The sequence below is a fragment of the Streptococcus oralis subsp. oralis genome (genome assembly GCF_002096435.1).
Lineage (GTDB): Bacteria > Bacillota > Bacilli > Lactobacillales > Streptococcaceae > Streptococcus > Streptococcus oralis_AA.
This window is the reverse complement of sequence record NZ_NCUI01000025.1, coordinates 434789-447084: the sequence shown is the minus strand read 5'-3', so window position 1 is coordinate 447084 and position 12296 is coordinate 434789. Positions and strand designations below refer to the sequence as shown.

The window sequence follows — 12296 nt, the reverse complement described above, 5'->3', positions numbered from 1 at the left end:
AAAAATAATACTCAATGAAAATCAAAGAGCAAACTAGGAAGCTAGCCGCAGGTTGTACTTGAGTACAGCAAGGCGACGCTGACGTGGTTTGAATTTGATTTTCGAAGAGTATTAAAAATCCCTATCTGACTGGAAACATACCCGTCTGTCAGATAGAGACTCTTACTATTTTCAAATTTTAACTTTTCTAGCTTTAGAAAACATCTAAACTTTAGGAAAGATGACTATTCGAAAGCTCGAAGACCCCAAAACTTTCTCATCTAGACTATTTGAAGCTTAGAATGCTCATAAATTTATGTATTTCTTATCGTTCGAAGATTAGAATGCATATAAAATTTAGGAAATTCATATCTTCGAAACTTCGAATAGCTACCTCCCCTACTCCAACAGACTTTTAACCTTCTTCTTAGTCAAGGTACGGTCATTTTTATTGGAAAGAGCTTTGATACGAGCTTCGAGAAGGATTTTCCGCCCGGTCTCTGTTCGTGTATAGACGAGGTGATAACGTCCGATAGTTGGCCTCAGAAAGTCGAGGAATTTCTGTGCTTCTTCCTTGCGCTTGTCAAAAAGACTTGGCACGACATAGTAAGGTGATTGACCTTGTCGGACTTTCTCTGCCTTCAAGAGATAGCGCTGGTTATCCACTGGAGCAAAGAACTCTCCCACAGTCTGCGCAAACAGCTCCTTGTCCCTCATGCTTCCTCCCTTGAGATAGGCGAATACCATATAATTTTCCTTGTCCTCCTCTACATGAACACGGGATTGATCATCCGTTAGATGCCCCGAATCTATCAGAGCCTTTCGGATCTGCTCACCCAGAGATTGCAAACGTTTATAAGGACTTTTATAACGGAGGTAGCGCCAAGATGCAAAGACCAAAAAGAGGAGACAGGCTGCTGTAAGCCACCAAATACCGATCAGTCTTAGTCTAAATAGCAAGACCAACAAATCTACTGCCAACAAGAGCAATGACATGCGAACCCATTTTAAGGCATCAAGCAAGAGCATGACTGGGATCTTCTGTTTTTGGGTTGCGACTTCTGTAACTATCTCGAGCTGATCCGCTACGACAAGAGCATCTTGCCATTTTTTTCTCAAGCCTGCTCGATCCTTGGAGAGACTCTTAACTCGCTCATTGTACTCACTAATTTGCTTTTTCTTAAAAGGGGGCTTTGGAAAATCCAAACGATCCAAACCGGTCTCAATACTCTCCTGATTATAAGCCAATCCAAGAAAATGCTCCATCCGTCGCGACAAGGTCTGCAGATCCTGATTGCTCTCTGGTCTAGGCTCCTCACCAGGAAGAGTGATAAGTGCTTGCGCTTGAACGGCTACCAGATGCCAGATGTTGCTGGTCTTTTCTGGATGCCCCGGCCAGATACGAATGGCACGCCCGCGCATCTGGTTACTCAGCATAAAGCTCCCCACAAAGCTTCCGAGGATTAGGGAATTAACACAAGGAGCATCCCAACCCTCTCCGAGGAGAGATTTGGTTCCGACTAGGACTTGAATCCGCCCTCGTTGAAAAAGCTCCGTCACTGCCGCTACGATTCCCTTAGCTGAGCTTGGAAAACCAACCTGCACATAATCTTTTTGATCTAAGTGACCAATAGATGAGAAACTAAGAGGAACCTGAGGCAAGAGTTCCTTCAACTCTGCTGCCACATCGGTAGGCAAAATAATGACACTACCTGACAAGACAGCCAAAGACACAGGTATCTCTTGCTCCTGAGCTTTTCGACGAATGCTTTCAAAATAAGGGAGAACCCCCAACTGAGAAATGGTTGCCTGATTATCTCCCAGATAGGTGGCAAAATCCTTGCGAATATAGTCAGCTAGTACTAACTGTCTCAGTTCCTGACCTAGACTCTCATACTCCGTCAAAAAGATATCGGCAATGGCAGACAACTTCCCTAGAGATTGGGTTAAAAGCTGGTCAGAAGCCTTAGACTTAACCAGATAAACCTGACGTTTTTCCACCAACCCACGCGCCTTCAAGTCAGCCTCTAACTTTTTCCTATATCCATCTGGATCCTCATACCAATCTGGTGTCTGATAGAGTATGCTCTGCAACAGCGTCTCCAACCAGTAGGAGGTCAATGTTGGAAGCCTCTGGGTTCCCAGTAAATTTTGCAAAGAGGGAGGAATCGTTAACCCCTGAGAATGCATATAAATCAACATAGCAGACAAGTACTTGGGATCTTCTAAAAGCAAATCAGATGAAATATCCCCTTTGAGGACCTTAGACCCTGCTACAAATGTTTGAAAATCAGGATCGACTATAAGGTGATGAATATAGTCCCACTTAGTCTCCTCAAACTGTTTGAGACGTTCCGCCTCTTCAGCTGTTGGTGAGCACATATAGACAAAATCCTGATGAGGGCAAAGAGTGTCTTCCTTGACTAGTTCAGGTACCGTGATTTCTTGATCGATCTCCCCGCACATTCGGATATAGCGTTCCCAGAGTTCAGGATCGCTGTCATATGGTGGTGTCGCTGTCAGGGAGATGAGTTTCAGCGGTCCATACTGCTTGCGAAAGGCTTCCAGACTTTTCCACCATTCATTGCGCAGGTGGTGGCATTCGTCCAAACAAAGAGTAGCAACTTTCTGAGCTCTTAGGCTTGCAAGCAAATCAAACCCCACAAAATCCTCTGCTTCTCCATCTTCTTGTGATTGAAGTTGGTTCATGGCACTATGAAAAGCCTGATAGGTCACAATCGTTAATACCTTCATCTCCTTTAAGTTTTGGGAAACGAGGTCTGAAAGCCTCTGACAATCCTCTAGAAAAGCAGTTTGTATTCTATCCACCCATTGTTCACGAATGGTTACAGTCGGAACTAAGATGAGGGCTGGGTTGCCAAAACGAGCGATTAGCTCGATACCAATGGTTGTCTTTCCAGACCCTGGAGCGGCCACTAGATGAACATGGCCGTCTGCTTGATAGTCCTGAAAACGATCCAAGACCTGTTTTTGATATTGGCGCCAGCTTCCTTTAAAGTTTAAACCTAACATGATACCCCTCATTCTATACCATCATTTTCTTATTCTCATTTTACCACACTTATTTCACCAGTCAGATAATCCAGATAGTTTTTCTCCATAAAATATGGTATAGTAGAATCATACTATCTATGAGGAGTTTACATGTCACAGGATAAGCAAATGAAAGCTGTTTCTCCCCTTCTACAGCAAGTCATCAATATCTCATCTATCGTCGGGGGAGTCGGCACCTTGATTTTCTGTATTTGGGCCTATCAGGCGGGAGTCTTACAGTCCAAGGAAACCCTATCGGCCTTTATCCAGCAAGCTGGAGTTTTGGGGCCCCCACTCTTTATCTTTTTACAGATCCTACAAACCGTCGTTCCGATCATTCCGGGAGCTTTGACCTCAGTGGCTGGGGTCTTTATTTACGGCCACATCATCGGAACCATCTATAACTATATCGGCATCGTGATTGGCTGTGCCATTATCTTTTACCTCGTGCGCCTCTATGGAGCTGCCTTTGTCCAGTCCGTCGTCAGCAAGCGCACCTATGACAAATACATCGGCTGGCTTGATAAGGGCAATCGCTTCGATCGTTTCTTTATCTTTATGATGATCTGGCCAGTTAGCCCAGCTGACTTTCTCTGTATGCTGGCTGCCCTCACCAAGATGACCTTCAAGCGCTATATGATTATTATTATTTTGACCAAGCCCTTTACCCTAGTGGTTTACACTTATGGTTTGACTTATATCATTGATTTCTTCTGGCAGATGTTTTGAGAATAGAAAATAGCCTGATACTAAATATACTTTGGTATGGAAATCATGCCAACTTTTCGATAGTGAATCGAGGACGTACCTAGCCTTTCCGCCGTGATAAAAACACCTGAAATCTAATGGTTTCAGGTGTTGGGAAACTTTGAGACATTAGGCTCAAAGTTTAGGTATGGAATTTCGAAGAAAGTCGCTACCGTCCGTCATCACTTAAGGAAAGGCTCAAAAACATTTTCGTCAAACAAAACATCCGTTTGGTTTCCCAAGCGGATATTTTCTTTGTTTTATTTTGCGACACTCTTAGCAAGAACAAAGTTTCCAAGTGTGGCAGAACCATTACCTGCGACTGCTGGCGTCACGATATAGTCACGCACATCTGGTACGGGTAGGTAGCCGTTGAGAAGAGCCGTGAATTTCTCACGCACACGGTCCAGCATGTGTTGTTGGGCCATAACCCCGCCACCAAAGACGATGACATCTGGACGGAAAGTCACTGTAGCATTGAGCGCAGCTTGAGCGATATAATAGGCTTGAACGTCCCAGACAGAACTGTTGAGTTCGATGTTTTCACCACGAATACCTGTACGAGCTTCCAAACTTGGTCCAGCTGCAAAACCCTCCAAACAGCCCTTGTGGAATGGACAAACACCGTTGAATTCTTTTTCTACATCCATTGGATGTTTAGCCACATAGTAGTGACCCATCTCAGGGTGACCGACACCACCGATAAACTCACCACGTTGGATAACACCTGCTCCGATACCTGTACCGATCGTGTAGTAAACCAAGTTTTCGATACGGCCACCAGCATTGTTACGAGCAACCACTTCACCATAGGCAGAGCTGTTCACGTCTGTGGTGAAATACATGGGTACGTTGAGGGAGCGGCGAAGGGCACCAAGTAGGTCTACATTAGCCCAATGAGGTTTTGGAGTCGTTGTGATAAAGCCATAGGTTTTTGAGTTTTTATCGATATCGATAGGACCAAAGGAACCGATGGCAAGACCTGCAAGATTATCGAATTTTGAAAAGAATTCGATGGTTTTATCGATGGTCTCGATAGGAGTTGTTGTAGGAAACTGTGTTTTTTCTACAATGTTAAAATTTTCATCTCCGACAGCACAGACAAACTTTGTACCGCCCGCTTCTAAGCTTCCATATAATTTTGTCATGATAAACCTCTTATCTTTGTTTTCTCTATTATAGCACATTTTAAAGGGCTAGATTTCTCAATATTTTAGATTTTCCTCTGTAAATCTTACCATCCAAGTAAAAACGAACAAACATGATATTTGTTCGTTTTGTTTTTAGATTTGATTTTCGAAGAGGACTAGGCTTTCACTTCGATGATAGCGTCACCCTTGACAACTGAACCGCTTGCGACTGGTGTCACAGAAGCGTAGTCTGCTGTGTTGGTTACGATAACCATTGTTGTGTCATCAAGACCTGCAGCAGCGATTTTGCTTGAGTCAAAGGTTCCAAGAACATCACCAGCTTTAACCTTGTCGCCTTGAGCAACTTTTTGTTCAAAGCCTTCACCGTTCATAGTTACCGTGTCGATACCAACGTGGATCAAGATTTCAGCTCCGTTTGCTGTCTTCAAACCATAAGCATGTCCTGTAGCAAAGGCGATTGATACTTCTGCATCAGCTGGTGCGTAAACCACGCCTTGGCTTGGTTTTACAGCGATCCCTTGTCCCATTGCACCACTTGAAAAGACTGGGTCGTTAACATTCTCAAGAGCAACTACGTCCCCAACGATTGGAGTTTGGATTGTTTCATTTTGAGGAGTTACTGGAATGTTACCAGTTGTTTCTTCTTGAACCAAACGTTCTGTCGCTACTTCAGAAGCAACTTCTTTTTCATCCTCGTAACCGAACATGTAAGTAAGGGCAAAACCAAGAACGAATGATACAGCTACCATAAGAAGGTATTGGAACAATTGACCGTTACCAACGTACAACATTGTACCAGGGATGATGGTGATACCATTACCAGTACCAGCAAGTCCAAGGATAGAAGCCAATCCACCACCGATAGCACCAGCGATCAATGAAAGGAAGAATGGTTTACGGAAACGTAAGTTAACCCCGAAGATAGCAGGCTCTGTAATACCGAGGAAGGCAGAAAGAGCAGCTGGGAAAGCAAGTGTTTTCAGTTTAGGATTTTTCGTTTTAACACCAACGGCAACAGTTGCAGCCCCTTGAGCTGTCATCGCTGCAGTGATGATGGCGTTGAATGGGTTGGCATGGTCCGCAGCAAGCAATTGCACTTCAAGCAAGTTGAAGATGTGGTGCACACCTGATACGACAATCAATTGGTGAACCCCACCGATGACCAAACCACCAAGACCAAATGGCAAAGCAAGAATTGCTTTTGTTCCGAGAAGGATGTAGTTTTCAACAACGTGGAAGACTGGTCCGATGACAAAGAGCCCAAGGATAGACATGACCAAAAGTGTCACGAACGGTGTCACCAAGAGATCCAAGACATCTGGAACCACCTTGCGGAGAGCTTTTTCAAACTTGGCTCCGACCACCCCAATGATGAAGGCTGGAAGAACGGAACCTTGCAAACCAACAACAGGAATGAAGCCAAAGAAGTTCATAGCTGTTACTTCACCACCTGATGCTACTGCCCAAGCGTTTGGAAGCGAACCAGAAACCAGCATCATACCAAGGACGATACCAACGGCTGGATTTCCACCGAATACGCGGAAGGTTGACCATACAACTAAACCTGGTAAGATGATGAAGGCTGTATCTGTGAGGATTTGGCTGTAAATGGTAACATCTTCTGGAAGTGTGATTCCAAGAGCGTTCAAGAGACCACGAAGACCCATGAAGAGACCTGTCGCTACGATAACTGGAATGATTGGTACAAAGACGTCACCGAAAGTACGGATAGCACGTTGGAACCAGTTTCCTTGTTTAGCAGCTTCTGCTTTCATGTCTTCTTTAGAAGAGGTTGGCAAACCAAGTGCAACCACTTCGTCGTACATCTTGTTTACTGTACCAGTCCCAAAGATGATTTGGTATTGGCCTGAGTTAAAGAAAGCTCCTTGAACTTTATCCAAGTTCTCAATCACTTCCTTCTTGATTTTCCCTTCATCTTTGACCATGACACGTAGACGAGTCGCACAGTGAGCTACACTGTTGACATTTTCACGTCCACCAAGGGCTTCGATGACCTTTTTTGCAATATCCTGATTGTTCATTTGCAAAAATCTCCTTATATAAAATTTTGTAAAGTGTTTGAAAGCGATTTTATCCGCCCTACGACTATTATTTTATCATGTTTCTAAAATATGTCAAGCGTTTTGCAGAAATTTTTATTCCCTTTCTTTTTCCTCTGATTATTTTTGCTCGTTTTTGAGGGAAATTCTCTTTTTCCTCAAAAAAATATCTTTAAACTTGAGGAATAAAGGTTTTTATTTACATTTTCTTTCATTTTTTCGTGAAAATTTGTTAGATTTCCTTTACTTGATTTATGGCAACCGTTTGACATTTTTTGCTATTTTTTAACATAAAAGACTTGCTTTTTTGGTCGAAAACGTTTACTATTAAGGTAGTAGAACTTTAGGAGGAAAGATAAAATGGAATGGACAACTGAGCGCCGTTATAGACGCTATGAAGACTGGTCTAATGATGAAATCAAACAAATCAAGGAAACGATGGCACAATCTCCTTGGCATACTCGTTACCATGTCGAGCCTAAAATAGGTCTTCTCAATGACCCAAATGGCTTTTCTTATTTCGATGGCAAATGGATTCTCTTTTACCAGAACTTCCCCTTTGGTGCAGCACATGGGTTGAAGTCTTGGGTGCAGCTTGAAAGTGATGATTTAGTGCGCTTTACAGAAACTGGAGTCAAAGTTTTGCCAGATACTCCATTAGATAGCCACGGTGCCTACTCTGGTTCTGCCATGCAGTTTGGCGATCAGTTGTTCCTATTTTATACTGGAAATGTCCGTGATGAAAACTGGATCCGTCACCCCTACCAGATCGGGGCTCTTTTAGATAAGGATGGCAAGATTACAAAAATTGACAAGATCTTGATTGACCAGCCATCAGACTCTACTGATCACTTCCGTGACCCACAAATTTTCAACTTTAAGGGGCAATATTATGCTATCGTGGGTGGACAGGACTTGGAGAAAAAAGGCTTTGTTCGTCTCTACAAGGCTATAGATAATGATTACACCAACTGGCAAGCAGTTGGTGACCTAGACTTTGCCAACGACCGTACTGCCTATATGATGGAATGTCCAAATCTGGTCTTTATCGGTGAACAACCTGTACTTCTCTACTGCCCGCAAGGATTGGATAAGAGTGTTCTAGACTATGATAATATCTATCCAAACATGTACAAAATCGGGGCTTCTTTTGATCCTGAAAATGCTAAAATGGTAGATGTCTCTCCATTGCAAAATCTAGACTATGGTTTCGAAGCCTATGCAACGCAAGCCTTCAACGCTCCAGACGGACGCTCTCTAGCAGTTAGTTGGCTTGGACTACCAGATGTAGCCTACCCATCTGATCGTTTTGACCACCAAGGAACTTTCTCATTGGTCAAGGAACTCACTATCAAAGATGGCAAACTCTACCAATACCCTGTCGCAGCTATCAAGGACCTTCGTGTCTCTGAAGAACCCTTTTCAAATCGTGCTCAAACCAATAACAGCTATGAACTCGAGCTCAACTTGGAAGCCAATAGCCAGAGCGAGATTGTCTTACTTGCCGACAAAGAAGGCAAGGGACTTTCAATCAACTTTGACCTTGTAAATGGTCAAGTGACAGTGGATCGTAGCCAGGCTGGTGAGCAGTACGCCCAAGAATTTGGAAGCACTCGTTCTTGCCCAATCGACAAGCAAACTACTACTGCTAACATCTTCATCGACAATTCTGTTTTTGAAATTTTTATCAATAAAGGAGAAAAAGTATTTTCTGGTCGCGTCTTTCCGAATGCCGATCAAAATGGTATCCTGATCAAATCTGGAAACCCAACCGGAACCTACTATGAATTAGATTATGGTCGCAAAACTAACTGATGTCGCAAAACTTGCTGGTGTCAGCCCTACTACCGTTTCTCGGGTTATCAATAAAAAAGGTTATCTGTCTGAAAAAACCATTCTCAAGGTCAATGAAGCCATGAGAGAATTGGGCTATAAGCCCAACAATTTAGCTCGTAGCCTCCAAGGAAAATCAGCTAAGTTGATTGGCTTAATTTTCCCAAATATTTCCAATGTTTTCTATGCAGAATTGATTGATAAGTTGGAACACCAACTCTTTAAAAATGGATACAAGACCATCATCTGTAACAGCGAGCACGACTCTAAGAAGGAACGGGAGTACATCGAAATGCTAGAGGCCAATCAGGTCGACGGTATCATTTCTGGTAGTCATAACTTGGGAATTGAAGACTACAATCGTGTAACAGCGCCAATCATTTCCTTTGACCGAAACTTGTCTCCAGACATTCCTGTTGTCTCCTCTGACAACTACGGTGGCGGGGTTCTCGCTGCCCAAACCTTGGTCAAGACAGGCGCTCAGTCTATCATCATGATTACAGGAAATGATAACTCTAACTCACCGACTGGACTTCGCCACGCTGGCTTTGCCTCTGTACTCCCAAAAGCGCCTATTATCAATGTTTCGAGTGACTTTTCTCCCGTCCGAAAAGAAATGGAAATCAAAAATATCTTGACCCATCAGAAACCAGATGCGATTTTTGCTTCGGATGATTTGACAGCTATCCTGGTTATCAAAATAGCTCAGGAGCTAGGTATCTCTGTTCCTGATGAGCTCAAGGTCATCGGCTATGATGGGACCTACTTTATCGAAAACTACTATCCTCACCTGACAACGATTAAGCAACCTATGAAAGAGATTGCCCAACTCACTGTTGATCTTCTCTTGCAGAAGATTGAAGGCAAAGAGGTCGCGACAACTGGTTACTTCTTACCAGTCACCCTATTACCTGGAAAAAGTATTTAAGTACAAAAAACTCAGACGAATTCGTCTGAGTTTTTTTATGATCTTAAGTTTTCGAGATAGCGCTGGGCTGTCTCGAAGTTAAAGGTTTTATCTGCGATGAGGCGCTCAACGAGGGGAGCAACCTCGGACTCACTAGCACCAGCTAAGAGAGCTAGAGATTTGGCCTGCAATTTCATGTGGCCTTGCTGGATGCCCGTACTCACCAAGGCTTTGAGGGCCGCAAAGTTTTGGGCAAGACCGATGGACACGATAATCTGAGCTAATTCTTTGGCAGAAGGATTTCCTAGTAGTTCATGACTAAGGGCTACACGAGGATTGAGACCGATAGAGCCACCCTTGGTCGCTACTGACATGGGTAAGGTCATCTCACCGACCAATTCTTCTGTGTCCCTATCTAGACTCCATCGACTAAGACCTTGATAGCGTCCGTCTCGACTGGCAAAGGCATGAGCCCCAGCTTCGATAGCACGCCAGTCATTACCCGTGGCGATTAAAATGGCATCGATACCATTAAAAATCCCTTTATTGTGAGTAGCCGCTCGGTAAGGATCAGCCTGCGCAAACTGGCTGGCCAAAGCAATCTTCTCTGCAATTTCTCTGGCTTCATCCTTTTGACGGCTCAAGTAACGAAAGGCGATACGACAGCTTGCAGTCACCAGAGAATCGGTCGCGTAATTGGACAGGATTCCCATGAGACTCTGTCCCTGACTGAGTTCTTCTAAGACTGGCTTCAAGGCTTCCAGCATGGTGTTGAGCATATTGGCTCCCATGGCTTCCTGGGTATCGGCATGAAGATAAACAACGAGAAAATTCGTTTCACCTTTGATCTGTTCTACATGCAAATCACGCGCCCCGCCACCACGTTTGACGATAGAAGGATAGGCTTGATTGGCAAGTTCCAAGAGCTCCGCTTTCTTGCTGGCAATCTTCTCTTGCGCTTGTTCAGGATCAGCAACTTGATAAAGGGCTACCTGACCAATCATCTGGCGCTGATGAACTTGAGCAGTAAAACCGCCTGCTCGCTTGATGATTTTGCTGGCATAGCTAGCGGCAGCAACCACTGAGGGTTCTTCTGTCACATAAGGAACTGTGTAATCCCGACCATTCACCAAAAGTTCTGGAATGATCGAATAAGGCAGAGAAAAAGTTCCTACCACATTCTCACTCAGCTGGTCTGCAACAGCCAAGCTGATTTGTTCATCCTGCTCTAGACTGGTTTGCTTTTCAGGACTAAGGAGCGCCTGAGCTTTCAGCAACTCCAGGCGCTCATAGTATGATTTTTTAGAAAATCCATTCCAACTTATCTTCATTATTTTTCAACCTTGCTATAACGGCGTTGGTGGTCGACAATCTCCACCAAGGCATAGTATTGATGTTCATAAGCTGCAAATTGGGCTGAGCCAGACTCATCCAACTGTACCGCTTCGAAGAAGACTTTTTCATAGTCTGCAACAGACAGTGCTGTACGTTGTTTGAGTTTGCTCAAGCGATCCTTATCAAGGTAAGCCTCATAGCCTTCGACCAATTCACCACTAAAGAACTCTGAAACCGCTCCACTTCCGTAACTGTAGAGGGCAATTTTATCACCAGCCTTCAAAGTCTCTGCATTTTCCAAAAGGGAGAGGAGGCCGAGGAAGAGGGAACCTGTATAGATATTCCCAATCATCTGACTGTAGAGAATGGACTTGTCAAAGTTTTCTTGCAGACTATCCTTTTTCTCTTGAGATAAGTTCTTGTCCATCATCTTGCGCAAGCCTTTTAGGGCCAACTTAGGATAAGGCAAGTGGAAGCAGATAGCCGCAAAGTCATCCATAGTCCAATCATAGCGTTTCTTGTATTCATCCCAAGTCGTTGTCAGGCAATCAAGATACTGTTGGGTCGAGTACATGCCGTTTACATAAGGAGTGCTTGAATAGTTCGGACGCCAGAAATCCATGATGTCGCGCGTTTGGGCAACGTTATCATTGTTAAAGGCCATAATGCGCGGATTTTGGGTGATCAACATCGCCACACTTCCAGCACCCTGAGTTGGTTCGCCCGGAGTTCCGACACCATACTTGGCAATATCACTGGCAATAACCAAAACCTTAGACTCTGGAGAATTTTCCACATGCAATTTAGCATAATGAAGGGCAGCTGTCGCTCCATAGCAGGCTTCTTTGATTTCAAAGCTACGGGCGAAAGGCTGAATGCCTAATAGGCCATGAACAAAGACTGCCGCTGCCTTACTCTGGTCAATCCCTGACTCAGTCGCCACGATGACCATATCGATTTCTTCTTTTTCTTTGTCTGTTAAAATAGAGTTGCTGGCACTAGCTGCCAAGGTAACAATGTCCTCAGTCAGTGGAGCAATACTAATTTCATTTAACAAGAGTCCCTTGCTAAATTTTTCGGGGTCAACTCCCCTCGCTTCTGCTAAGTCTTGTAATTTCAAGACATATTGACTGGTCGCAAAACCAATCTTATCAATACCGATTGTCATATTTACCTCTGTTTTTTCATTCATTGTAAAAAATCGTTTCATTCTATTTTATCACAAATAGG

The 12296-nt window shown here is 43.9% G+C and carries 8 protein-coding genes; 3 read left to right on the top strand and 5 right to left on the bottom strand.

Annotated elements, in window-relative coordinates:
• Positions 1 to 378: 378 nt before the first annotated feature.
• Positions 379 to 3012 carry a DEAD/DEAH box helicase family protein gene (locus B7723_RS08425; RefSeq protein WP_084849530.1) on the bottom strand — a complete coding sequence of 878 codons (2634 nt, stop codon included), beginning with the start codon at positions 3010 to 3012 and terminating at the stop codon, positions 379 to 381.
• A 132-nt stretch (positions 3013 to 3144) separates the two neighbouring features.
• Between B7723_RS08425 and B7723_RS08420 the strand changes: the two genes are divergently transcribed.
• On the top strand, positions 3145 to 3762 hold the full coding sequence (locus B7723_RS08420; RefSeq protein WP_084849531.1) for a TVP38/TMEM64 family protein: 618 nt from the start codon (positions 3145 to 3147) through the stop codon (positions 3760 to 3762).
• 278 nt (positions 3763 to 4040) lie between these two features.
• On the opposite strand, the gene scrK is transcribed toward B7723_RS08420, so the two are convergent.
• Positions 4041 to 4928 (bottom strand): fructokinase ScrK, encoded by an 888-nt coding sequence (gene scrK, locus B7723_RS08415; protein WP_084849532.1) that lies wholly within the window; start codon positions 4926 to 4928, stop codon positions 4041 to 4043.
• Positions 4929 to 5086: 158 nt separating this feature from the next.
• Complete coding sequence (locus B7723_RS08410) at positions 5087 to 6973, bottom strand: sucrose-specific PTS transporter subunit IIBC (protein ID WP_084943937.1); 1887 nt, start codon at positions 6971 to 6973, stop codon at positions 5087 to 5089.
• A gap of 378 nt (positions 6974 to 7351) precedes the next feature.
• On the opposite strand from B7723_RS08410, the gene B7723_RS08400 reads away from it, so the two are divergent.
• Together B7723_RS08400 and B7723_RS08395 are read left to right on the top strand one after the other, a co-directional pair.
• Positions 7352 to 8806: a sucrose-6-phosphate hydrolase gene (locus B7723_RS08400; RefSeq protein ID WP_084849870.1), complete on the top strand. Its 1455-nt coding sequence runs from the start codon at positions 7352 to 7354 to the stop codon at positions 8804 to 8806.
• Positions 8787 to 9752: a LacI family DNA-binding transcriptional regulator gene (locus B7723_RS08395; protein WP_084849871.1), complete on the top strand. Its 966-nt coding sequence runs from the start codon at positions 8787 to 8789 to the stop codon at positions 9750 to 9752. Before B7723_RS08400 ends, B7723_RS08395 begins: the two co-directional genes overlap by 20 nt.
• Positions 9753 to 9787: 35 nt before the next feature.
• Here the strand turns inward: B7723_RS08395 and B7723_RS08390 are convergent, their stop codons facing one another.
• Together B7723_RS08390 and B7723_RS08385 are read right to left on the bottom strand one after the other, a co-directional pair.
• On the bottom strand, positions 9788 to 11062 hold the full coding sequence (locus B7723_RS08390; RefSeq protein WP_084849872.1) for a hydroxymethylglutaryl-CoA reductase, degradative: 1275 nt from the start codon (positions 11060 to 11062) through the stop codon (positions 9788 to 9790).
• Complete coding sequence (locus B7723_RS08385; RefSeq protein WP_084850115.1) at positions 11062 to 12234, bottom strand: hydroxymethylglutaryl-CoA synthase; 1173 nt, start codon at positions 12232 to 12234, stop codon at positions 11062 to 11064. Before B7723_RS08385 ends, B7723_RS08390 begins: the two co-directional genes overlap by 1 nt.
• Between the last annotated feature and the right edge of the window lie 62 nt (positions 12235 to 12296).

Coding starts and splice junctions, on each gene's coding strand:
- B7723_RS08425 (WP_084849530.1), bottom strand. CDS start 3,012: ATGTTAGGTTTAAACTTTAAAGGAAGCTGGCGCCAATATCAAAAACAG.
- B7723_RS08420 (WP_084849531.1), top strand. CDS start 3,145: ATGTCACAGGATAAGCAAATGAAAGCTGTTTCTCCCCTTCTACAGCAA.
- scrK (WP_084849532.1), bottom strand. CDS start 4,928: ATGACAAAATTATATGGAAGCTTAGAAGCGGGCGGTACAAAGTTTGTC.
- B7723_RS08410 (WP_084943937.1), bottom strand. CDS start 6,973: ATGAACAATCAGGATATTGCAAAAAAGGTCATCGAAGCCCTTGGTGGA.
- B7723_RS08400 (WP_084849870.1), top strand. CDS start 7,352: ATGGAATGGACAACTGAGCGCCGTTATAGACGCTATGAAGACTGGTCT.
- B7723_RS08395 (WP_084849871.1), top strand. CDS start 8,787: ATGGTCGCAAAACTAACTGATGTCGCAAAACTTGCTGGTGTCAGCCCT.
- B7723_RS08390 (WP_084849872.1), bottom strand. CDS start 11,062: ATGAAGATAAGTTGGAATGGATTTTCTAAAAAATCATACTATGAGCGC.
- B7723_RS08385 (WP_084850115.1), bottom strand. CDS start 12,234: ATGACAATCGGTATTGATAAGATTGGTTTTGCGACCAGTCAATATGTC.